A 22,618-nucleotide genomic window follows, 5' to 3' on the forward strand; every position below is an offset into this window, starting at 1 on the left:
GTCGGGCTCAGCCGCCCGAGCTGCTGTCGCCGCCGCCGAGGCCACCGCGGTGTACGCCGGTGCTCGAACTGTCGCCGTCACCCGAACTGCCGCTGCTCTTGCCGGACTTGGTGAAGGAGCCGCCCTTGACCCAGCCGGACTTCTTCTTGCCGCCGTAGTAGTAGGCGCCGTTGGTGCTCGTGACGGTCTTGCAGTTCTTGTCGGCGACGACCTGGTAGCCCTTGGCGGCCTTGTAGCTGTCGCGGTCGACGCAGCGCTTGTCGGGGTCGTCGGAGGAGCAGGCGGTGAGGGCGGCGGCGAGCAGGCCCATGCCGCCCAGTACGACGGTGCCTGAGCGGAGTTGTCCGCGTGACTGTCTGCGTGCGTCGGCCATGTTCGTGTCTCCCCGTTGGTGTCTCGCCCGGCTTGAAGTTCGCCCAGCTTAAAGATCGTTCAAGGACGGGTATACGCCTGCCCCCTGTGCCTCCCGTGCCTCCCCGTCCACCTAGAGTCACTTTGTGCTCTTTGGAATGGTGTGCGCGCTCGGCGCGGCGGTCTGCTTCGGTACGGCGACGGTGTTGCAGGCGATGGCCGCGCGGGCGGCTGCCGAAACCCCCGGCCGAGGTGGCGACGCCGCGCTGCTGCTGCGGGCGGTGCGGCAGTGGCGGTACATCGCCGGGCTGGCCCTGGACGGGCTCGGCTTCGTCTTCCAGGTCGCCGCGCTGCGGTCCGTTCCGATCTACGCGGTCGGCGCGGCGTTGGCCGCGAGTCTCGCCGTGACCGCGGTGGTCGCCGCACGGTTGCTGCGGGTGCGGTTGAGCGGGGTGGAGTGGGCGGCCGTGGGGGTGGTGTGCGCCGGGCTGGGGATGCTGGGGCTCGCCTCGGGGACGGAGGGGGAGCGGGCGGGGTCGGACGCGCTGCGGTACGCGATGCTCGCGACCGCCGTGGGGGTGCTGGTGCTGGGGTTGCTGGGCGGTCGGTTGCCGGAGCGGGGGCGGGGGCTGGTGCTCGGGTTGGGGGCGGGGTTCGGGTTCGGGGTGGTCGAGGTGTCGGTGCGGTTGATCGATGAGGTGTCGGTGGGGGCGTTGGCGGCGAACGCAGCGACGTATGCGCTGGTGGTGGGGGGCGGGGCGGCGTTTCTGGCGTTGACGTCGGGGTTGCAGCGGGGGGCTGTGACCGTGCCGACGGCGGGGATGGTGATCGGGGAGACGATCGGGCCGGCGGTGATCGGGGTGGTGTGGCTGGGGGATCGCACACGGGAGGGGTTGGGATGGCTGGCGGTGCTGGGCTTCGGGATCGCGGTGGCGGGAGCACTGGCACTGGCCCGCTTCGGCGAGGCCCCGGACTGAGACTCGCCCCCGCCGCCCCTACCCGTCCCATCCTCGGGGGCTCCGCCCCCGAACCCCCGCTCCTCAAACGCCGGAGAGGCTGAATACCCAGCCCGTCCGGCGTTTGAGGACAAAGGGGGGTCTGGGGGCGCAGCCCCCAGGGATGGGACGGGTAGGGGCGGCGGGGGCGAACAACTCACCCCATCGCCCCCACCACCCCGTCCCACAACCGCACCCTCGCCTCCAACGCGTCCATCGCCGTCTCCGCCGCCTCCGCCCAGTGCTTGTCACTCGTCCCGCACAGGTCCGCGACCATCTGCATGGCCATCGGCGTGTGCTCCTCGCCATCGACCTCGATGTGCCGGGACAGGTAGTCGCAGAACAGAGGGAAGCGGTCCGTACCCTCCTTCTTGATCACCTGGTCGAACATGTCCGGGATGAGATCCTCCCGGGAGAAGGCGAACGCCGCCGCGCGACAGTGCAGCGGGCGGTCGTTGATGATCTCGAAGGTGGTGCGGACGAACTCGGCTGCCGGGACCGGGACTTGGGCCACCCGCAGGGCCGACGTCACGTCGTGACCCTCCCCCACCAGCCCGATGAACCTGTCGATCCGCGTCGGATCGGCGTCCGCCTCGGCCATGCCCGCCCGGTACAGCTCGAAGTGGCTGGTGAAGCCCCCGTTCAGCTCGTCGCTCTCCTCGACGAGCACGATGTCGTTGATGAGGCGGCGGCTCACCTCCGACCCGCGCGGCACCCAGGGGACGTCGACACAGGTCAGCTCCCGCTGTAGCGACTTGAGCAGGGACATGAAGTCCCACACCGCGAACACATGATGTTCCATGAACGTCGCCATGTGTTCCCGGGTGTTTATCCGCTGGTAAATCGGGTGGGCGGTCACTTCTTTTCGTGCCGGTTCGATCACGGACCGGGCCCGCTCGATTCCCTCGTGGGTCATATCCCAGTCGTACCTGGACATGAAATCTCCCTCGCGTTGGTCGAATGGCGATCGTGCAGCTTTACCGACCCTCCCGGCAAGCCCTTTCCTGAATTCCAGAAAAGTTACCCCGAGTATCACTCAGGTATTGATCGAAACAACACCGAAAGCCATCCCAAAGAACGATAAATAGCCACCTTCCGGACATCCGGGCGAGGGTTTCGAAAATCTTCGTTGAAGATTTGAGCGTGACCGGTTCCTGGTCCGTATAGGACGGGGTGACCAGGAATCCCGTCACCGTCACGGTGGCGTATCAAGTGATCCCGGGCCGCGAGACCGAGTTCCACTCCTGGGGGTGGGCCATGCTCCGCGCGACCGCGCGTGAGCCGGGTTTTCTGGGGGGTGGTGTGCTTGTCGACGGAGAGGCGGACTGGCATGTGGTCTACCGCTTCGACAGTGAGAGTTCGGGCCTGGCCTGGGAGAACTCCGTCGTCTGGGCCCAGTGGACGGCCAAGGCGCAGACTCTTGCCCGGGAGACCGGGCGCCGCAGCGTCCAGGGATCCAAGACGTGGTTCGAGTCCCAGACGGACACGCCGGCCGCCGCTCCAGCGCCCGCTCCGCCCCGTCCGCCGGAGAAATGGAAGCTCTGGTTCGTGAATATGAGCGCGGTTTTTCCACCCGTGCTTATATTCAATCTCACCATTCTCCCGTACCTTGGCGGCCTCAATCCGCTGATTCGCACTCTACTGCTGTGTCTGTCCGTGACGGCAATCGTCACCTATATCCTCATGCCGCGCCTCCAGCGTTTCTTCAAGAAATGGCTCTATCCACCGCTCCAGGCACTCCGCGGACGGCACAAACGGCGAACCGCATGAACGATGCAAGGGAGGTGGGCGGGTGAAGACCCTGCTCATCGACAATTATGACTCGTACACGTACAACCTTTTCCAGCTGATCGCGGAGGTCAACGGCGAGGAGCCGGTGGTGATCCGCAACGACGCGCCGACCAGCGCATTCGACACTCTTGCCGAATTCGACAACGTGGTCGTCTCCCCCGGGCCCGGCCACCCCGCCGCACCCCGCGACTTCGGGATCAGCGCACGTGTACTCGCCGAGTCCCCGATCCCCGTACTGGGCGTCTGCCTGGGCCACCAGGGGATCGCGCTCGGCGAGCGGGGCCGGATCGTGCCCGCCCCCGAGCCACGTCACGGGCATCTCTCCACGATCCGGCACGACGAGCAGGATCTCTTCAAGGGGCTCCCGCAGAACTTCACCGCCGTGCGCTACCACTCCCTCGCCGTGCGCGAGCCGCTGCCCGAGACCCTCCAGGCCACCGCCTGGTCCGAGGACGGCGTCCTGATGGGCCTGCGGCACCGCACGCGCCCCCTGTGGGGAGTGCAGTTCCACCCGGAGTCCGTCCTCACCGAGTACGGCCGCCGCATGCTCATGAACTTCCGCAACCTCACGGCGGACCGCGCCCGCAAGCTCCGTACGAAGAACACCGCCGTCACCCGCCGGGCCGCGGCGATGCCCGAGCCGTCCGCCTCCCCGGCGCGCATGCCCCGCATCCCCGCCCAGCGCCGCGCCTCCTCGCAGCGCCCCACCCACCGTCTCCACACCCGCCGGATCGCCACCGCCGTGGACACGGAGGCCGCCTTCGGCCGGATGTACGCCGGTTCGCCGCGCGCGTTCTGGCTGGACAGTTCGCAGGTCGAGGAGGGGCGGTCGCGGTTCTCGTTCTTCGGGGACGGGTCAGGACCGCTCGCCGAGTTCGTGCGGTACGACGTCACGAGCGGCGTCTGTGAGATCGAGCGGGCCGGGCGGCCTCCGCGCAAGGTGAAGGCGAGCGTCTTCGACTATCTGAAGCGGAAGTTGATCAGCCGTCAGGTCGACGCGACCGGCCTGCCCTTCGACTTCACCGGCGGATACGTCGGCTACTTCGGGTACGAGACGAAGGCCGACTGCGGAGCCTCGCCCAACGTGCACCAGGCCCAGACCCCGGACGCCTGCTGGCTGTTCGCCGACCGGCTGATCGCGGTGGACCACCAGGAGGGCTACACGTACGCGGTCTGTGTCGCCGAGGACACCCCGCAGGCCACGCTGGAGGCCGCCGACTGGCTCGACTCCGCGCTGGCCCAACTCACCTTCGTCGTCGCGGAACAGCCGCTCCCGCCCGTGCCCGCCGCCGAGCCCGATCCGGCCGCGGCCGAGCCGTGGCTGGTGCGCGACCGGGACACCTATCTCGCCGACATCGACTCGTGTCAGCGGGAGTTGAGGGCCGGTACGAGCTACGAGGTCTGTCTCACCAACGCGGCCCGGATGCCCGCCCCGCCGGACGCGTTCGACTACTACCGCGTCCTGCGGCGCGTGAACCCGGCGCCGTACGCGGCCTTCCTGCGCTTCGGGGACCTCGATGTGGCCGGCTCCTCCCCCGAGCGGTTCCTGCGCATCACCCGGGACGGCATGGCCGAGGCCAGACCCATCAAGGGCACCGCCCCGCGCGGCCACGGGCCGGAGGAGGACGACGCCCTCCGGGACTCGCTCGCCGCCGACGACAAGACACGCGCCGAGAACCTGATGATCGTCGACCTGCTCCGCAACGACCTGGGCCAGGTCTGCCGCACCGGCACGGTCCGGGTCTCCCGGCTCATGGTCGCCGAGACGTACGCCACCGTGCACCAGCTCGTCTCCTACGTCGAGGGCCGGCTGCGCGAGGGCACCGACGCGGTGGACGCCGTCCGCGCCTGCTTCCCCGGCGGCTCCATGACCGGCGCGCCCAAGCTCCGCACGATGGAGATCATCGACTCGCTGGAGACCGAGGCCCGTGGCGTGTACTCCGGCGCCCTCGGCTACCTGGGGTGCAGCGGCGGCGCGGACCTCAGCATCGTCATCCGGACCGCCGTACTCGCCGACGGGGAGATGCAGTTGGGGGCGGGCGGCGCGATCGTCCTCGGTTCGGAACCGGTCGCGGAGTACGACGAGATGCTGCTGAAGACGGCCGCCCAGATGCGGGCGTACGAGGAGTACCAGCAGCAGTACCAGGAGTCCTCGTCGCTGTCGGCCACCGCCGAGGAGGCCGCCCGATGACGCTCCACCAGGCGACCAGGACAACCGCTCCCCCTGCCGACGCCGACGCCCCCGGCAACCTCGCCGCCCATCTCGCCGCCCTCGCCGAGCGGCGCGGCTGGAACGACCGGGCCGCCTTCCACCAGAGCCACCAGGGGCACCGCTCCTGGACGCACGGCGAGGTGCACGAGCTGGCGGCCCGTACGGCGACGGTCCTCGCCGGGTACGGCGTGCGCGCCGGGGACCGGGTGCTCCTCGCCCTGCCCGACGGCATCACCTGGGTGACCGCCTTCCTCGCGACCGCCCGGCTCGGTGCCGTGGCCGTCCTCGTCAACCCCGAACTCCCGTCCGCCGACCACGCGTTCATGACCGAGGACGCGGAAGCCGTGCTGTGCGTGACCGGACCCTGGCTGGAGGAGGGCGAGGCGGACGAGAAGCGTTTCGCGGGGCGGCCGCTCCTCGGCGCCGATCAGCTCGCCGCCCTCGCCCCGACCGCCGAACCGACCACCACCGCCCACCCGGTGGACGCGCACACGCCCCTGTACGTGCAGTACACGTCCGGAACGACCGGGCGCCCCAAGGGAGTTGTGCACACGCACGGCGACCCGAAGACCTACCACGACCTCATCGGGCGCCGGCTGCTCCGGATCACCGAGGACGACGTCACCCTCTCCGTCTCGAAGATGTTCTTCGCCTACGGCTTCGGCAATGCCTTCGTCTTCCCGCTCTTCTCCGGCTCGTCGGCCGTCCTGGTGGACCGGCGTCCGACCCCGGCCGCCGTCGACGAACTCGTGGCCCGCCACCGCGTGACGCTGATCTACTCGGTGCCGTCCGCGTACGCGGCCCTCGTCTCCGACCGGGGCAGCGGCCATCAGGCCTGCTTCGCCTCCGTACGGGCCGCCGTGTCGGCCGGGGAGGGGCTGCCGGAGGGGCTCGGACAGCAGGTCGAGGAGCTGCTCGGCGCGCCGGTGCTGGAGCAGATCGGCTCGACGGAGGCCGGACACGCCTTCTGCGCCAACAGCTTCGACCACAACCACCCCGGTACGGTCGGCCGTCCCGTCCCCGGGTTCGAGGTGGAGCTGCGCGACCGCGCCGGGGCTCGTTTACCCGAGGGGAGCGCGGAGGGCGAACTCTGGGTCCGTGGGCCCACGGTGACGTCCGGGTACCTCAACCGGCCCGAGGAGACGGCCCGTTCACTGGTCGGCGGCTGGCTGGCCACGCGGGACCGGGCGGTGCGTGAACCGGACGGTTCCTACCGGCACTTGGGCCGCGCCGACGACATGGAGATGGTCGGCGGCATCACGGTCTCCCCGCTGGAGGTGGAGGCCGTACTGCGCACCCACCCGGCGGTGAAGGAGGTCGCTGTCGCCGCTCTCACCGACGAGCGGGGCTTCAGCAGACTGCGCGCCTTCGTCGTGCCCGTCGGACCGGCCCGGGCGGGCCTGGAGACCGAACTCATCGAGCTGGCCCGCGCCCGGCTCGCCGCCTTCAAGGCCCCCCGCAGCGTCAGCTTCGTCCCGTCGCTGCCGCGCACCTCGACCGGGAAGCTCCGCCGCCACCTGGTCCGCCAGGGCGCCTGGTGACCAGCACCAGAACAAGCACCGCAACCGTCACGACCGTCTGCCGTACTTCAGAAGGGAACGGGCGCATGCCACAGCAGCAGCCCCTGCTCGCCGACCGCGGTTTCTATCTGGGCCCGATCTTCCGGCGGGCCTCCGACCGTCACGGAGCGGTCTTCGTCACCCTGGACCGGCCGCTGGATGTCTGCCCCGATCTCGGGGTCGACCTCAGCTACAGCCAACTGGCCGATCTCGTCGAGGAGTTGTCGGCTCGCCTGTGGGCGGCCGGGGTGCGGCCGTCCGAGCAGGTGGTCGTCCACAAGACGGACAACGTCGACATCGTGCTGCTGACCTGCGCGGTCTCCCGGATCGGCGCGGTCCCCGTGCTGCTCTCCCCCGCCCTCGCCGGACCGGTCGTCGGGCAGATGCTGGAGCGCCTGCACCGCCCCTGGCTGCTCACCGACAGCGCCAAACTCACCGGCCCGCTCAAGGAGTTGGACCTCGCTCCGCTGGTCCGCCGGACGCTCACGGTCGATGCCGGCGCCACCGTGGCCGACGCCGAGCCGCTGGAGAAGCACGCCGGTGCCGAACCCGCCGCGCCCGTCCGGCTCCACCCCCGCGAACCCGCCCTGATCACCCACAGCTCGGGCACCACCGGCATCCCCAAATTCGCCGTGCACTGCGCGAACACCATGTGGAACAGGCTCGTGCCACAGCAGGCGATGGGCTGGCCCACCCGTGGGGAGACGGCCGCGCTGCACATGTCCTTCGTGCACTCGCGCTTCTACCATCTCCTGGGCGTGCTCCTGCACTTCGGCAGCCCGCTGCTCCTGATCACCGACCCGACCCCGGCCAGCGTGGGCCCGCTGCTCGCCCGCCATCGCCCCGGCATCGTCGAGACGCACCCCAACACCTTCGTCCTGTGGGAGGAGTTGGCGGACGCGCCGGGTCAACCCCTGTCGCGCGTACGGTCGTACGGGTCGACGTTCGACGCGATCCACCCGCGTACGGTGAAGCGGCTGCTGGGCGCCTCGAAGCGCCGTAACGCCTGGCTGATCCAGCTGTACGGGCAGAGCGAGACCGGGCCGGTCGCCTTCCAGTGGTTCACCCGGCGCAGTGCCGCGAAGGCGGACGGCCGCCGGGTCGGGATCGGGATCCCCGGCTTCACCCGGGTCCGGGTCACGGACGACAACGGGCAACCGGCGGCACCGGGCAAACCGGGCCGGATCGAGGCCCGTACCCGCGGACGCATCCTCACCTACCTCGGCGCGCGCGAGCAGTACGAGCGCCAGCTGGACGGCGGCGGATGGTGGCAGATGGGCGACATGGGCTACCGGAGCAGGCTCGGCGCGCTCTACCTCATCGACCGCGAGATCGACCAGATCGACTCCGTGCACAGCAATCTGGAGGTCGAGGACACGCTGATGGACCGGCTGGAGGAGCTGCGCGAGGTCGTCATCGTGCCGGGCGCCGACCGCGAACCGGTGCCCGTGATCTGCGTACGCGACGAGGTGCCGCTGGACCCGGACCGCTGGAAGCAGGCGACCGCCGATCTGCCCACGATGGCCGAACCTCGTCAGTGGCGGTTCGAGGAGCTGCCGATGACGGCGACCTGGAAGGTGAAGCGGGTGGAGATCAGCCGCATGCTGGCCGAGGGCGCACGCGCGTGACCACCTCGGAGCGGGTGATCGTGGTGGGGGCGGGTCCCGTCGGCCTCTCCGCCGCCCTCGGTCTGCGCGCCCACGGACTCCCCGTCGTGGTCCTGGAGTTGGACCCCGAGGACCGTGAACGCCCGGGCAGCCGCGCCCTGTTCGTGCACCGCGAGACCCTGCGGCTGCTGGACGCGATGCGCCCGGGCCTGGCCGCCGAGTTCACGTCGTACGGGCGTACGTGGCACACCCGGCGCACGCTGTACCGGGGCCGCGAGGTCTACTCCCGCACTTTCCCCGAGACCCCCGACTCCCCTGCGTCCATCCCACCGTTCACCAGCCTGCGCCAGGTCGACACCGAGCGCTTTCTGCGCGCCGCGTGCCGGGACGCGGGCGTGGAGTTCGCGTGGGGCGTGCGCGTGACGGGCGTACGGTCCTCGCCGACCGGAGTGACGCTCACCGACTCCGACGGGGGCGTCTGGCACGGCACGCATGTGGTCGCGGCCGACGGCGCCCGATCCGCGGTCCGGGCGGAGTTGGGGATCGCGATGGAGGGGACGCGTTCCGAGGGCTTCCATGTGGTCGTGGACGTCGCCGACATCCCCGGGGCCGAACTGCCCCTGGAGCGCGTCTTCCACTACGAACACCCGGGCGTGGGCGGCCGGAGCGTGATGCGGGTGCCCTTCACCGGTGGCTTCCAGGTCGACCTCCAGTGCCGCGACGACGACCAGCAGGAGGCGTACGGCACGGAGGAGGCCGTACGGGACTGGCTGCCGAGGGTCCTGGAGGCCCCCGGGTACGGGTCGCAGATCCTGTGGGTGTCGACGTACCGCTTCCTGCGGAAGGTCGCGGACGCGTTCACCGATCCGCACCGGCGGGTGCTGCTCGTCGGGGAGGCGGCGCATCTGTTCCCACCGTTCGGGGCGCGCGGCATGAACAGCGGGATCGCGGACGCGGCGGCAGCTGCGGAGGCGATCGCGGCGGTGGCGAGGACGGGGTTCGTGGGAGCGGTCGCCGAGTTCGCCGAAGTACGGCGTGCGGCGGCCCTGTTCAACAGCGCCGCCGCCGGTACGGCGCTGGACCACCTCCGCCCGCACCGCCGGATCGTCCGGGCCAAGCAGCGCGCGGCGGCGGCCCTCGCACCGGTCCTGCCGTGGTGCGGATCATGGCTGGAGCACGCGCCGTACGGGCCGCGCAACGGGGCACCGGCGGTGGCCGGCCGCAAGTACTGACCGAGGTATGAGGTACGAGGTCTCAAGAAAGAGCACTTGATGACGCACCCAGCAACACAAGCAGTAGCCGCGGAGGGGCTGTTGGCCTGGTCGCCGCGCCGCGGGCTGACCGGTCCTGGCTCCGCGGACTCCGTACCGACGGTGGGCGAACGGCTGGCGGTCGCCGACTCGTGGCTGCTGCGCGACGGCCGGGTACGGGGCCTGGCCCGCCACCGGGAGCGCTTCCTGCGGGCCTGCGGTGACTCGGGCGGCCCCTCGCTGCGCCACCTGGTGGACTTCTGGCGGGACATGACCGCCGCGCTGCCACGCACCGGGGAGTGGTTCCCCCGGGTGGAACTGGGCGCTGAATCAAGGGAGTTGAGACTTCTCCTCCGGCACGCTCCGCCGCTCGGCACGGGTGTACGGGTCTGGGCGACGGGCCAGTCCGATCCGCGTACCGTCCCCCGCCGCAAGGGCCCCGACCTGGACATCCTGGCCCGGGTCCGGCAGCGGGCGGCCGGTGCCGGGGCGGACGAGGCGGTGCTGATCGCGCCCACGGGCGTGGTCCTGGAGGGCGCCACCTCCAGCGTCCTCTGGTGGGAGGGCGACACCCTGTGCTTCCCCTCCCCGCAGCTCCCCGTCCTGGCCGGAGTCACCCTCTCCCTCATCCAGGAACGCGCCCAGCGCACCGGCATCCGCGTCGCCCACCGCGAACGCGTCCTCGCCGACCTGGACGGCCGAGAGGTGTGGCTGGTGAACGCCCTGCACGGAATCCGCCCGGTGACGGAATGGACGGGCGGAACGGAAACTCCCCTGCGGGCCGGACCTGCGACACGGGCCACCGAATGGCAGCAATGGCTGGAGGACCTGATGGAGCCGCTGCAATAACCGAAGAATGACGGGAATCAGGGGTAGGGAGGTGAATTTGATTCACCTCCCTACCCCTTCATGCCTGAATTCAGCTGCTCTTCTTCGCCGCCGACTGATAAGCCCCCGGAACCATTCGCGTCGCGATGGCGATCCGGTTGTACGCGTTGATGACGGTGGCCGCCCAGATCAGCGCGGCGACCTGCGCCTCGTCGAAGACGGCGGCGGCCTCGGCGTACACCTCGTCGGGCACGTGTCCGTCGTGCACCAGGGTCACTGCCTCGGTCAACGCCAGTGCGGCGCGCTCCCGTTCGGTGAAGAAGGGGGTCTCCCGCCAGGCGCTGAGGGCGTAGATCCGCTGCTCGGTCTCCTCCTGGGCGCGGGCGTCCTTGGTGTGCATGTCGAGGCAGAACGCACAGCCGTTGATCTGGGACGCGCGAATCCTGATCAGTTCCAGGAGTTCGGGTTCGACCTTGGCGTCCTGCGCGGCGGAAACGGCGGCGCCGTGCAGGGCGCCCATCGATGCGGAGACATCGGGGGTGATTTTCTTGAGGGCGACTCGGGATATCGGCTCAGTGGTGGTCATGGGAATACTGTAACCGCTGAAGAGCACTCCAGGATCGGAAAGTCGACGGCATTACCGAGCCGGACAATCGGGCTCCATGACCGCATAGTCCGCGAACGTGCGCCGATAACGGCTGTGCCGGGTGTCCTGCGTGTGCTTGCGCTGCCACTCCTCCACGTCCGCCGGGTCCTGCCGTACGCCGGACTCGGCGCCGCAGTCGCTCTCGTCGCCGGACACGCAGCGCGCCGCGTACTCCGGTTCGGCGCTCTGGTCCTGGACGATCGTGTACGGCACGTAGCGGAAGATCCGGCGGGTCATACGCCGTGGTCCCGTCGCTGGTGGGAACGGAGCAGGACGTTCGCGTCCGTCTCCCCGCTCCAGTCGAACCCGGCGCGGGCGGCGGCGCGTTGGGCTCCGAGTTCGGCGCACTCCGTACAGCCCGGGACAGGCACCGGCGGGCGTGGGGCCTCGTGCTGCGGCCCGTTCACCGGTTCCGCCCGGTTGCGCGTTCCCTGGTCGTTCGCGGCCCGCACCTTGGCGCTCAACTGCTCGGCGGGGGTCGCGGGGCGTACGTCCCCGGGGTCCGCCTCCCACTCCCGGCCGCCCCCGAGCGGGCGGAGCAGCAGATACGGGCCGGCCTTGGCCCGGTACTCCCCGACTCTCCCCGACTCCCCGTCATACAGCACCGCTCCGGCCTCCGGGGCCGTACCCGCACACTTGTCGGTCTCCACGCGCTTCTCCTTCGGGGGGCAACTACCGGTTGTGGAGACAGCGTTGCGCTCCGTTGGGTAGCTTCACCAGGCAGAACGCCATGACCTGACCGAGGTCATGGGAGGTCGCCATGACCGCCTCCCGGTCATGACGGAGGAGGTTTGCGCATGACTGTCGAGACCGACCCGGCCCCCGACCCCACGAAGTCCCTCCTGGCCTTCTTCGGGACGGAGTTGGCCCGTATTCGCACCAAGCAGGGCTTGTCGCAGGAGCAGACAGCGCGCCTCGCCCACACCACCCAGTCCATGCTGTCGAAGGTCGAGTCGGCGAAGCGGGTCCCGTCGTTGGACCTCGCGCGCGACCTCGACATCGCGCTGAAGACGGACGGACACTTCGAACGGCTGCACGCGCTCGTCATCAGTTACGCGTATCCGTCCTGGTTCCTGCCGGTGGTGGAGCTGGAGCGGGACGCCGTGTCCATCCGGTCCTTCCAGAACCAGGTCATCCCTGGGCTGTTGCAGACGGAGGATTACGCACGCTCAATGCACCTCACGGATCGACCGGACAACCTCGACGACCTGGTGGCCGCCCGGATGACCCGGCAGGAGATCTTCGAACGGGAGGACCGCCCCCGGACCTGGTTCATCATCGACGAGTACGCGTTGCTGCGGCTCATCGGCGAGGAGGCAGTGATGCGCGCCCAGTTCGAGCACCTGCTGGAAGCGGGCCAGCATCCCCGCACGGTGATCCAGATCATCCCCCGTGCAGTCGCCGCGCATCCTGGCCTGGCGGGCCCGTTCATGCTGCTCGGGTTCGACGAGGGCCCGGACGTACTCCACGTAGACGGTTTCTCCCGGGGGCGAACAGCCCTTGACCAGGGGGAGGTCGCCGAAGGTGTCCGAGCCTATGATCTGCTCAGGGCAGTTGCCCTGTCACCCGACGCGTCGGCCGAGTTGATCGGCAGGCACCTGAAGGAGCTAGGGACATGATCAGCGCGAGCGAACTTCCCGTTGTGTGGCGCAAGAGCAGCTACAGCAGCACGAACGGCGGCGACTGCCTTGAGTTCGGCGGAACGATCAGTGTGAGCGAACTGTCGGTCTCCTGGCGTGCGAGCAGTTACAGCAGCTCCAACGGCGGCGAGTGCCTCGAAGTCGGCGACGGGATCACCGCCATCGTCCCCGTCCGGGACTCCAAGGCGCCCAACGGGCCCGCGATCCTCTTCGCCCCGGCCGCCTGGGCCTCCTTCCTCACCGAGGTCAAGGGGAAGTAGCCCTGGAGGGCAGGCCAGTGACCCCGTACTCCCTGGCCTTCTACGTGGACGTCGTCACCACCGGCACCGTGCTCGGCGTGGGCACCGCGAACTCTCCCGAGCAGGTCGCCGAAGTCCTGGGCCCGGACTTCGCCGAGGACACCTTCAGCGACCGCAGCATGTGCCTCGGCTACGGCTTCGTCGAGTTCTTCTGGGACCGCGAGTCCGCCGACGCCCCCTGGTCGGGCCACCACTTCACCCTCCAACTGCACCGGCTCGCGCACCGGAACCGCACCGACGTCCACGACGTACTGCGTGCCCAGTACGGGCGCTTCACCCCCAGGCTCCGGTTCGAGAAGCTGCAACGTCTCCTGACGCGGCGCGGCGTGCCCCTGGTGGAGATCCCCGAGATCCCGGGGACCGGTCCGTATTTCCGTACGTTCTGGCAGCCCGACTCCCGTGTGGCCATCACCGTCATCGGCACCTACGGCGAGCACGAAACGCCGGACGATCTGCGGGTGGGCGACGTGTACAGCGTCCACGGCCCGCTGCGTGCCGAGGAAGTCGCATGGCGGAGGGCACAGGTTCAGGAACCGGTCTAGCGCTGTGACCGGAAACCCTTGCCGGCCCGCGTCGGTCGGTGATACCTCCAGGGCATCACCGCGACTCAAAGAGGTCTTGGACACCCAACTCACGTCAATGGCAACCTGAATAGGTACCCAATGGGGCCGAAGCAAATTCGGCACAAGAATTCGGCACAAGAATTCGGCATCGGAACCTGACGGAGTGATCGTGGGAAAGCTCGATGGCAAAGTAGCGGTGATCACCGGCGGATCCACCGGCATGGCACTGGCCGGCGCCAAACTGTTCGTCGAAGAAGGAGCGCACGTCTTCATCCAGGCCCGGCGGCAGGACGCACTGGACGACGCCGTCAAGCTGATCGGCCGCAACGTCACCGCCGTCCAGGGTGACGCGGCCGAACTGGACGATTTGGACCGCTTGTACGACACCGTAAAGCGGGAAAAGGGATCGATCGACGTGCTGTGGGCCAGCGCCGGAATGGGCGAACCCGCCGTCCTCGGCGAGATCACCGAGGAACAGTTCCACCGCGCCTTCTGGCTCAACGCGCGCGGCACCCTGTTCACCGTGCAGAAGGCACTGCCGCTGATCAACGACAACGGCTCGATCCTCATGACCGGATCCAACGCCTCCCTCGGCGCCTTCCCCGGCTGGAGCCTCTACGCGGGAAGCAAAGCCGTCCAGCAGGCCTGGGCCCGCGTCTGGCTCAACGAGCTGCGCGACCGCAAGATCCGGGTCAACGTGCTGACCCCCGGCCAGGTATCCACCGCCAAACAGGAGGAACTGTTCGACGAGGCGACCAAGGCCGCATTCGAGTCCCTCATCCCCCGCGGAAAGATGGGCCGCCCCGAAGAAATCGCGACCGTCGCCCTGTTCCTCGCCTCCGACGACTCCAGCTACGTCAACGGCCTGGAACTGGTCGCCGACGGCGGCACCACCGCCATCTGATCCAGTCCCAGTCGCCACAACGAACTGAGACAGAGCGGCATCTTGAGAACAGGAAGAGAGCACACCTCATGAGCAGCATCACTCTCATCGGTACGGGGAACATGGCCCGTACCATCGGCACGCTCGCGCTGGCGGGCGGCAACACCGTCGAGGTCATGGGACGCGATCAGTCCAAGGCCGATGGCCTGGCCAGGGCTCTGGGCGGCGGCGCGACGACGGGCAAGTGGGGCGCCGTCCCGGCCGGGGACATCGTCATTACGGCCCTGTTGTACGACGGTGTCGTTCCGGTCGTCACCGAGTACGGAGACGCCCTCGCGGGCAAGGTCATCGTCGACATCAGCAACCCGTTCAACGCCACATTCGACGGACTGGCCCACAGCGAGGAGACCTCGATCGCGCAGGAAGTCGCCAAGGCGGCCCCGGCCGGCGCCGACGTGGTGAAAGCGTTCAACACCGTCTTCCGCAATGTCCTGGAGAAGGGCCGGCCCAATGTCTTCATCGCTGGCGACAATGCGCAGGCCAAGGCAGGCGTGGCGGAATTCATCGAAAGCCTCGGGCTGCGCCCGCTGGACGTCGGCGGCCTGAAAATGGCGCACTGGCTGGAAGGAATGGGCCTGGTCACAATGGGCCTCGCCGGCAACGGGGTCGGCCACTGGAACTTCGCCCTCGGCGTCGACGAATTCACCGGCTGAGTCCCGGCGGCCGGTTCTCCATTCCGTACGGCTCGCGCCATGCGTGCCCACGCTCGCGTACGCGTCGCCGATCATCGGGAAGACCGTGGCATGGCCATGTGCTCGGCCGCCCTCCGTGAGAGCGCATCCAACTTCTCTTGGAATGGCGGTCACAGCACTAGGAACCGGCCTGGGCAACCGTCGCGCACAGTTCCTCCAGCGCCCCCGCCCACCCATGGTCCGGCGGTGTCCCGTACCCGACGACCAGCGCGTCGGTCCGCTCGGCGGTGGAGTCCGGGTGGCGGTAGAGGTCGAGACCGTGCACCGCCAGTCGCCGCCGGGCCGCCTCCCGTACGACCGACTCCTCGGTGCCGGGCGGGAGTTGGAGAACCGCGTGCAGACCGGCCGCGATGCCGGTCGCGTGGACCTGGGGTGCCCTGGCGGCCAGCGCTGCGACGAGCGCGTCCCGTCGACGCCGGTAACGCAGCCGGGCGGCGCGCACCTGACGGTCGTACGCACCCGAGTCGATGAACTCGGCGAGGGTCAGCTGGTCGAACACCCCGCAGGACCAGTCGATCCTGCCCTTCGCCGCGACGACCTCACCGACGAGGGACGGCGGCAGCACCAGCCAGCCCAGCCGCAGCCCGGGCGCCAGCGACTTGCTCGCCGTACCGAGGTACACCACCCGGTCGGGGTCCAGCCCCTGGAGCGCGCCCACCGCCTGCCGGTCGTAACGGAACTCCCCGTCGTAGTCGTCCTCCAGGATCAGCCCGTCCCCGCGCCGCGCCCAGTCGACAACAGCGGCCCGCCGGTCGGGATGCAAAGACTTGCCGATGGGGAACTGATGGGCGGGCGTCAGCAACACAGCTCGTACGTCCACCAGTTCCCCTTCCCCTCCCGTCAACTCCTCGGTACGGGTGCCCAGTTCGTCGAGGCCGAGCGGTACCGTCCGTAGCCCCGCGCGCTCCAACAGCCGCCAGTGGGCGTCCAGTCCGTACGACTCCAAGGCCAGTGAGGTGAGCCCCCGGGCGTGCAGGACCCCGCCCAGCAGCATCAGCCCGTGCACGAAGCCGGAGCAGATGACGATGCGGTCGGGGTGGGTGCGAACGCCCCGGGCGCGTGCCAGATAGCCGGCGAGGGCGGTACGGAGTTCCACGCGTCCGCGCGGGTCGGAGTAGCCGAGGGCGTCGTTGGGGGCGTCGGTCAGGGCGCGGCGGGATGCCTTGAGCCAGGCGGCGCGGGGGAAGAGGGAGAGGTCGGGGCTGCCGGGGATCAGGTCGTGCACCGGAGGGAACGGTGAACGCGGATGCCGGGTGGGTCCGGCGGACGGGCGGGGCACGGGCCGCTCGGCCACGCTGGTGCCCGAGCCCTGGCGCGCGGTGAGCCAGCCCTCGGCGACCAGGTCGGCGTACGCGTCGGCGACCGTGTTGCGGGCGATGCCGAGGTCGGCGGCGAGGGAGCGGGAGGAGGGCAGGCGGGTACCGGGCGTCAGCCTGCCACCGCGTACGGCTTCCCGGATCGCGTCCGTGAGCCCCCGGCGCACGCCGGTGCCGGTACCGATGCCGGTGCCGGTGCCGGTCGGGTCGAGGCGGAGGTGGAGGTGGAGGTCCACTCCCGAAGTGGCCCAGGAACTTGCCATGAAAATGGACCATACCCTTGGGCTACTTGCCTCCTAGAGTCGATGGCATGACCACCGATGAGAAGACCCCCCGTCTCCCCTGGGCCGAACTCGCCCCCGACGTCTTCAAGGCCATGATCCGGCTGGACTCGGCAGCCAGGCAGGGCCTCGACCCGGTTCTCTGGGAGCTGGTGAAGATCCGGGCCTCGCAGATCAACCACTGTGCCTACTGCCTGGACATGCACACCAAGGACGCACTCGCGGCGGGCGAGAGCGTGGAGCGGATCGTCCAGCTGAGCGCGTGGGAGGAGTCGGCGCACTTCTACACGGAGAAGGAGCTGGCGGCGCTCCGGCTGACGGAAGCGGTGACCGTCCTGACCGACGGCTTCGTACCCGACGCGGTCTACGAGCACGCCTCCCGCCACTTCGAGGAGGCCGAACTGGCCCACCTGATCGCCGGGATCACGGTCATCAACGCCTGGAACCGCTTCGCGGTGACGACCCGTATGGTCCCCGGCCACTACGAGCCGGGCCAGTACGCGACCGGCGGCGCCAAGTGAGCGTGGATGTCTTCCGGGCCCTGCACCAACACCGCCTGCCCGACGACCCGTTGATCCTGCCCGGCCCCTGGGACGCGGTCAGCGCACGGGAGTTCGCCGCCGCCGGGTTCCCCGCGCTCGCGACGCCCAGCGCCGGGATCGCGGCCTCGCTCGGGTACGAGGACGGGGCCACGCCCGCCGACGAGATGTTCGCGGCGATCGCACGCATCGCGCGGGCCGTGGACGTACCCGTGTCGGCGGACGTGGAGGACGGATACGGCCTGGCGCCAAGGGAGTTGGTGGACCGGCTGCTGGCGACGGGCGCCGTCGGCTGCAACCTGGAGGACTCCCACGCGGGCGTCCTGGCGGACCCGCACGCCCACGCCGACCGACTCGCCGAGGTACGGGACGCGGCGGGCGACCGGCTCTTCATCAACGCCCGCATCGACACGTTCGTATACGGCGACCGGACCCCCGAACAGGCCATCGAGCGGGCCGCGTTGTACGTGACGGCCGGCGCGGACTGCGTGTACCCCATCGATGCACCGCTCGCCACACTTCCGCTGCTGCGGTCAGCCATCAGCGGCCCACTCAACGTCTTCACCACACTCGACGGCCCCTCCCCGACCGAATTGGCCACCCTGGGCGCCACCCGAGTCACCTTCGGCCCGGGCTTCCTCCAGTGGGGGGCGAAGGCGCTGCGGGGGAGAGCGAGCGCGCTGATCGGGGGCGGGACCGGGGTCTGAAGCGGGTCCAGGGCCAGGGCCGTGGCCGGACCGGGTCCGGGCCAGGTCCGGGTCCGGGGCCGGGGCCGGGTCCGGGTCCGGGTCCGGGGCCAGGTCCGGGGCCGGGGCCAGGTCCGGGTCCGGGGCCAGGTCCGGGTCCGGGGCCAGGTCCGGGGCCGGGGCCAGGTCCGGGGCCAGGTCCGGGGCCAGGGCCAGGTCCGGGGCCGGGGCCAGGTCCGGGGCCAGGTCCGGGGCCAGGTCCGGGGCCAGGGCCAGGTCCGGGGCCAGGTCCTGGGTCGGGTCCGGGTCCGGGCCGGGTCCAGGCCGGGTCCAGGCCGGGTCCAGGCCGGGTCCGGGGTCGAAGGCGGGAACGGACCCGCGTCCTGAGCCAGGGCCGGGGCCGGGGCCGAGAGCAGGGCGGGACCCGGGGTCAGGCCGGACCGGGAGCGGGCTCAGGCAGGCGGCGCCGGCCCTTCTCCTCGTCCCCCTCAGGCAGCGGGCGTAGGCCCGTCTCCCGTGCCGTTTCCCTCCTCCCGGCCTTGCCCCCGGCTCTCCTCCTCGCCCCGAACCGGTCCCTCGCCCTGGTTCCCCGCCTCGCCCTGCTCGTCCGCCTTGCCCTGAACCTGAGTCTCGCCCCGCCCCTCCGCCTGACCCGGAACCTGCCCCGTCACCTGCCCCTTCGCCGCCTCCCTCGCCTTCCTCCTCCCCTCCCGTACCGCCGTTCGGCGGGCCTCCTCCGCCTCCCAGCGGCGTTTCAGTTCCAGGGTGCGTTCGCTGAGTGGGGCCGGCTCGTCGTCCTCCTCCTTCCACAGGCCCTTCGCCTTCAGCTCGCGGGTCTGGACCTCGACCGGCGGTTCCGGGTCGAAGTCGGAGGGGCGCGGGCCCTCGGGGCCGTCCGGGCCGACCCTGATCAGGCGCTCGACCCGGGTCACGCGGTAGCGGATGCCGTCGACGGTCGCGACGTTCAGGCGCTTCTCGTCGACCCGGTCGGCGATCATGGCGTACTCCGCCGCCTTCTTCTCGCTCAGCCGGAGCGTGAAGGGCGCCATCACGCGCAGCCAGTACGCCAGGGAGTCCCGCGCGCCCTGGGGCGTGGAGTCGGAGGCGCCGGGGTTGTGCGCCCGCCAACTCCCGTCCACCCGCTCGGAGATCATGTAGACGGCGGGCAGCAGCACCCCGCCCGGGTGGGTGTGCAGCGCCCGCCGTGCCTCGTCGCGAACCGCCTGCGGCGCACCCGGCGCGATGCCCACGAACTGGATCAGGTCCAGCTTGAGGATGCCGTCGGACAGGCCTGTGCCGGTCACGGGGTCGACCACGAACCCCTTCGTCCGCGGCCCTACCCGATACGCCTCACCGACCTCCGCCGGGTCGGGGTCGGACGGGCGGGGCGGCTCGGGTCCGTTCGGCCCCATCCGGACGAAGCGTGAGGCGCGCACGATCCGGAATCTCTCGCCGCGCACCCGCAGGTCGTTCACGACCTCGCGGTCCATGCGCAGGGCCGCCGCCATCCACTTGCGCCGGGCGCCCTCGTCGCCCGCCTTCTCGGCCTCGGTGGCCCGCAGCCGGAACACCGAGCCGAGCGAGTCCCGGGAGCCCTGCGGGGTGTCGCTGCCGTAGCCGAACAGCTCCCAGCCGCCCGCCTCGCGCTCCTTGGCATGGAAGAACTCGGGGATGCCCACCCCCATCAGGTCGGGGTACCGCATCGCGGCCTCCCCGGCCTCCTGCTCCGCGAAGGCCGCGATCGGACCCTCCTGCGCGGTGACCCTGATCGTCAGATACGCCGGAACATCGTCCCTGTAGTCGCCCATGCACTGAGCGTGCACACAAGGGAGTTGCCCGACACCGGGTTTCACCGAATTTGCGGGGCTCTGGCGTGGAACCCTGTGGAATCTCACCGGTTCTTTGACTAAAGTCAAACAAATCATGGATGCCTCTGTGAACGATGCGAACGATGTGAACACCCTCCGGCAGTTCAACCGGTACTTCACCCGCCGCATCGGCGCCCTCGACGACCACTACCTCGGTCAGGACCGGCCGCTCGGCGAGGCACGGCTGCTGTTCGAGATCTCCGAGGCCGGCGAGGGCGCCTCGCTGCGCGAGCTGCGCACCCGGCTCACCCTGGACGCCGGGTATCTGAGCAGGCTCGTGCGCGCACTGGGCAGACAGGGCCTGGTCAGGCTGCGGGTGCATCCCGGGGACAGCCGATCACGGATCGTGGAGCTGACTCCGGCCGGAGAGGCCGAGCTGACGGAGCAGAACCGCCGGGCCGACGCCCTGGCGGCGGGCCTCCTCGCCGGCCTCGACGACACCCGGCGCGGCGAACTGACCGCCGCCCTCGACACCGCCCGACGGCTGCTGCGCCTCGCGGCGATCACCGTCGAGACCGTCGACGGCACGAGCCCCGACGCCCGCGCCTGCCTCGCCGCGTACGCCGCCGACATCGACGAACGGTTCCCCGAGGGCTTCGATCCGGCCGCCCTCGTACAGCCGCACGAGGTGTCGGGCGACGCGGGCGCCTTCCTGGTGGCGTACGAGGAGGGGCGCCCCGTGGGCTGCGGGGCGCTGCGGCGACTCGAACCGGGCGTCGGCGAGATCCGCCACGTCTGGGTACACCCCGGGGCCCGCCGCCTGGGCCTCGCCCGCCGCCTCCTCGAAGGCCTCGAACAGCAGGCCGCCGCACGGGACTTGACGATCGTACGACTGGACACGCACACGGCACTCACGGAGGCGCGGGCGATGTACCTGGCATGCGGCTACACGGAGATCCCGCGCTACGACGACAACCCTTACGCGGGGCACTGGTTCGAGAAGCGGCTGTCCTGACCCGTACGCCCGTACCCGGGACGCACGCGGGCCCCGCCCGGCCGAAGCCTGAACGGGGCCCGAGGGAAGAGCAGTTGGGGCTCAGATAAGGCCGAGCGCGCGAACCGCCTCGCGCTCCTCCGCCAGTTCCTGCACCGACGCGTCGATGCGGGCGCGGGAGAACTCGTTGATGTCCAGGCCCTGGACGATCTCGTACACGCCGTCCTTCGTGGTGACCGGGAAGGAGGAGATGAGGCCCTCCGGGACGCCGTACGAGCCGTCGGACGGGATGCCCATGGAGGCCCAGTCGCCGTCGGCCGTGCCGTTGACCCAGGTGTGGATGTGGTCGATGGCGGCGTTGGCCGCGGAGGCCGCCGAGGACGCGCCACGGGCCTCGATGATCGCGGCGCCGCGCTTGGCGACGGTCGGGATGAAGTCGTCCGCGAGCCACTTCTCGTCGCTGACGACCTCGGCGGCGTTCTTGCCGGCGATCGTGGCGTGGAAGATGTCGGGGTACTGGGTGGCGGAGTGGTTGCCCCAGATGGTGAGCCGCTTGATGTCGGAGACGGTCGTGCCCGTCTTCTTCGCGAGCTGGGTGAGCGCGCGGTTGTGGTCGAGGCGGGTCATCGCGGTGAAGCGCTCGGCCGGTACGTCCGGGGCGGCGGCCTGCGCGATGAGCGCGTTGGTGTTGGCCGGGTTGCCGACGACGAGGACCTTGATGTCGTCCGCGGCGTTGTCGTTGATGGCCTTGCCCTGCGGCTTGAAGATGCCGCCGTTGGCCTCCAGGAGGTCACCACGCTCCATGCCCTTGGTACGCGGGCGGGCGCCGACCAGCAGGCCGACGTTGGCGCCGTCGAAGGCCACGTTCGGGTCGTCCGTGATGTCGATGCCCTGGAGCAGCGGGAAGGCGCAGTCGTCCAGTTCCATGGCCGTACCCTCGGCGGCCTTGAGCGCCGGGGTGATCTCCAGGAGACGGAGCCTGACCGGCACGTCCGCGCCGAGCAGCTGGCCGGAGGCGATGCGGAAGAGCAGGGCGTAACCGATCTGGCCGGCCGCGCCGGTGACGGTGACGTTCACGGGAGTGCGGGTCATGGCGTTCTCCGTATGACAGCTGGCGGTGGGGCGTCGCTGCCCCGGTTCGGATGATCGATCTCTTGGCATCAAGAGAGATCCGCCGTCAGGCTATCGCGCATCCGGGATCCCGGACGTCCGGGTCCCATGTGGCCCGTCCCACAGAGTCGCGCGCACGGGCCGGGAAAGCGGCGGCCACCCGTCCGGGAGAGGTGTTGACGGGCGACCGCCGCCCGGGGACCGATCACGCCGGATCCCGTGGGGGTACTTCACCGCCTGCCCAGAACCGGGCCGGGCATTCCCCTCACACACCGATCGAACGGAATCCGCTGAAACGAACTCCGGCACACAAGGGGCATCACGCCCACACCTGCGGCGCGCGCCCGCACCTGCCGCGCACGACTTTCCTTGCCGCGCGGGGCTCTTCGCGCCGCGCGCGACTCTCTCCCCCGCGTGAGGGGCTCTTCCCCACCACACGCGACTTTCCCTGCCGCGCGGGGCTCTTCGCGCCGCGCGCGACTCTCTCCCCCGCGTGAGGGGCTCTTCC

Annotated in this window: 23 protein-coding genes; 15 read left to right on the plus strand and 8 right to left on the minus strand. The window is 70.2% G+C overall.

Annotated features, from left to right (window positions below; genetic code table 11):
• Positions 1–7 precede the first annotated feature (7 nt).
• Entirely contained in the window at positions 8–373 is a 366-nt protein-coding gene (locus tag OG787_RS17080; RefSeq protein WP_369030688.1) for a hypothetical protein, read from the minus strand.
• A gap of 136 nt (positions 374–509) precedes the next feature.
• On the opposite strand from OG787_RS17080, the gene OG787_RS17085 reads away from it, so the two are divergent.
• On the plus strand, positions 510–1,328 hold the full coding sequence (locus OG787_RS17085) for a hypothetical protein (protein ID WP_405540512.1): 819 nt from the start codon (positions 510–512) through the stop codon (positions 1,326–1,328).
• Positions 1,329–1,503: 175 nt separating this feature from the next.
• Here OG787_RS17085 and OG787_RS17090 read toward each other — a convergent pair whose 3' ends face one another.
• Positions 1,504–2,283, minus strand: coding sequence for a DUF3050 domain-containing protein (locus OG787_RS17090; protein WP_405535657.1), 780 nt, complete (start codon positions 2,281–2,283; stop codon positions 1,504–1,506).
• Positions 2,284–2,519: 236 nt separating this feature from the next.
• Here OG787_RS17090 and OG787_RS17095 point away from each other — a divergent pair, with 236 nt between their 5' ends.
• From OG787_RS17095 to OG787_RS17120, 6 genes are all read left to right on the plus strand, one after another.
• The gene (locus OG787_RS17095; protein ID WP_369030687.1) at positions 2,520–3,116 is read left to right on the plus strand and encodes an antibiotic biosynthesis monooxygenase; all 597 of its coding nucleotides are present in this window, start codon (positions 2,520–2,522) and stop codon (positions 3,114–3,116) included.
• A 22-nt stretch (positions 3,117–3,138) separates the two neighbouring features.
• Complete coding sequence (pabB, locus tag OG787_RS17100; RefSeq protein WP_369030686.1) at positions 3,139–5,328, plus strand: aminodeoxychorismate synthase component I; 2,190 nt, start codon at positions 3,139–3,141, stop codon at positions 5,326–5,328.
• Positions 5,325–6,890 (plus strand): benzoate-CoA ligase family protein, encoded by a 1,566-nt coding sequence (locus OG787_RS17105; RefSeq protein ID WP_405535658.1) that lies wholly within the window; start codon positions 5,325–5,327, stop codon positions 6,888–6,890. The genes pabB and OG787_RS17105 overlap by 4 nt, the downstream gene beginning before the upstream one ends.
• 65 nt (positions 6,891–6,955) lie before the next feature.
• A complete protein-coding gene (locus tag OG787_RS17110; protein ID WP_405535659.1) occupies positions 6,956–8,536 on the plus strand; it encodes a class I adenylate-forming enzyme family protein in 1,581 nt (526 codons plus the stop codon).
• A complete protein-coding gene (locus OG787_RS17115) occupies positions 8,533–9,747 on the plus strand; it encodes an FAD-dependent monooxygenase (RefSeq protein WP_405535660.1) in 1,215 nt (404 codons plus the stop codon). The genes OG787_RS17110 and OG787_RS17115 overlap by 4 nt, the downstream gene beginning before the upstream one ends.
• A gap of 39 nt (positions 9,748–9,786) precedes the next feature.
• Positions 9,787–10,614, plus strand: coding sequence for an aminotransferase class IV (locus tag OG787_RS17120; RefSeq protein WP_369030681.1), 828 nt, complete (start codon positions 9,787–9,789; stop codon positions 10,612–10,614).
• Between the two features lie 70 nt (positions 10,615–10,684).
• On the opposite strand, the gene OG787_RS17125 is transcribed toward OG787_RS17120, so the two are convergent.
• Genes OG787_RS17125 through OG787_RS17135 form a run of 3 tightly spaced genes read right to left on the minus strand, consistent with a single transcriptional unit; the run spans position 10,685 to position 11,889 of the window.
• Positions 10,685–11,179, minus strand: coding sequence for a carboxymuconolactone decarboxylase family protein (locus tag OG787_RS17125; protein ID WP_405535661.1), 495 nt, complete (start codon positions 11,177–11,179; stop codon positions 10,685–10,687).
• Positions 11,180–11,230: 51 nt separating this feature from the next.
• The gene (locus OG787_RS17130) at positions 11,231–11,476 is read right to left on the minus strand and encodes a hypothetical protein (protein WP_369030679.1); all 246 of its coding nucleotides are present in this window, start codon (positions 11,474–11,476) and stop codon (positions 11,231–11,233) included.
• Positions 11,473–11,889, minus strand: coding sequence for a hypothetical protein (locus OG787_RS17135; protein ID WP_405535662.1), 417 nt, complete (start codon positions 11,887–11,889; stop codon positions 11,473–11,475). The genes OG787_RS17130 and OG787_RS17135 overlap by 4 nt, the downstream gene beginning before the upstream one ends.
• 147 nt (positions 11,890–12,036) lie before the next feature.
• Between OG787_RS17135 and OG787_RS17140 the strand changes: the two genes are divergently transcribed.
• The 5 genes from OG787_RS17140 (at position 12,037) to OG787_RS17160 (ending at position 15,337) form a co-directional block, all read left to right on the plus strand.
• Entirely contained in the window at positions 12,037–12,858 is an 822-nt protein-coding gene (locus OG787_RS17140; RefSeq protein ID WP_405535663.1) for a helix-turn-helix domain-containing protein, read from the plus strand.
• Complete coding sequence (locus OG787_RS17145; RefSeq protein ID WP_369030676.1) at positions 12,855–13,139, plus strand: DUF397 domain-containing protein; 285 nt, start codon at positions 12,855–12,857, stop codon at positions 13,137–13,139. The genes OG787_RS17140 and OG787_RS17145 overlap by 4 nt, the downstream gene beginning before the upstream one ends.
• Positions 13,140–13,156: 17 nt before the next feature.
• Positions 13,157–13,720, plus strand: coding sequence for a hypothetical protein (locus OG787_RS17150; protein WP_405535664.1), 564 nt, complete (start codon positions 13,157–13,159; stop codon positions 13,718–13,720).
• A gap of 190 nt (positions 13,721–13,910) precedes the next feature.
• Positions 13,911–14,645 (plus strand): SDR family NAD(P)-dependent oxidoreductase, encoded by a 735-nt coding sequence (locus OG787_RS17155; protein ID WP_369030674.1) that lies wholly within the window; start codon positions 13,911–13,913, stop codon positions 14,643–14,645.
• Between the two features lie 68 nt (positions 14,646–14,713).
• Entirely contained in the window at positions 14,714–15,337 is a 624-nt protein-coding gene (locus tag OG787_RS17160) for an NADPH-dependent F420 reductase (RefSeq protein WP_405535665.1), read from the plus strand.
• A 157-nt stretch (positions 15,338–15,494) separates the two neighbouring features.
• On the opposite strand, the gene OG787_RS17165 is transcribed toward OG787_RS17160, so the two are convergent.
• A complete protein-coding gene (locus OG787_RS17165) occupies positions 15,495–16,955 on the minus strand; it encodes a PLP-dependent aminotransferase family protein (RefSeq protein ID WP_405535666.1) in 1,461 nt (486 codons plus the stop codon).
• Between the two features lie 47 nt (positions 16,956–17,002).
• Between OG787_RS17165 and OG787_RS17170 the strand changes: the two genes are divergently transcribed.
• Positions 17,003–17,494, plus strand: a complete 492-nt coding sequence (locus OG787_RS17170) for a carboxymuconolactone decarboxylase family protein (RefSeq protein ID WP_405535667.1) — start codon at positions 17,003–17,005, stop codon at positions 17,492–17,494.
• On the plus strand, positions 17,491–18,219 hold the full coding sequence (locus OG787_RS17175) for an isocitrate lyase/phosphoenolpyruvate mutase family protein (RefSeq protein ID WP_405535668.1): 729 nt from the start codon (positions 17,491–17,493) through the stop codon (positions 18,217–18,219). The genes OG787_RS17170 and OG787_RS17175 overlap by 4 nt, the downstream gene beginning before the upstream one ends.
• Positions 18,220–18,686: 467 nt before the next feature.
• On the opposite strand, the gene OG787_RS17180 is transcribed toward OG787_RS17175, so the two are convergent.
• Positions 18,687–20,006, minus strand: a complete 1,320-nt coding sequence (locus OG787_RS17180; protein ID WP_405535669.1) for a DUF5954 family protein — start codon at positions 20,004–20,006, stop codon at positions 18,687–18,689.
• 127 nt (positions 20,007–20,133) lie between these two features.
• On the opposite strand from OG787_RS17180, the gene OG787_RS17185 reads away from it, so the two are divergent.
• Positions 20,134–21,021, plus strand: a complete 888-nt coding sequence (locus tag OG787_RS17185; RefSeq protein WP_369030668.1) for a GNAT family N-acetyltransferase — start codon at positions 20,134–20,136, stop codon at positions 21,019–21,021.
• Between the two features lie 81 nt (positions 21,022–21,102).
• Here OG787_RS17185 and OG787_RS17190 read toward each other — a convergent pair whose 3' ends face one another.
• Positions 21,103–22,092, minus strand: coding sequence for a malate dehydrogenase (locus OG787_RS17190; RefSeq protein WP_369030667.1), 990 nt, complete (start codon positions 22,090–22,092; stop codon positions 21,103–21,105).
• Positions 22,093–22,618 lie beyond the last annotated feature (526 nt).

It is taken from the genome of Streptomyces sp. NBC_00075, from assembly GCF_045041225.1.
Lineage (GTDB): Bacteria > Actinomycetota > Actinomycetes > Streptomycetales > Streptomycetaceae > Streptomyces > Streptomyces adonidis.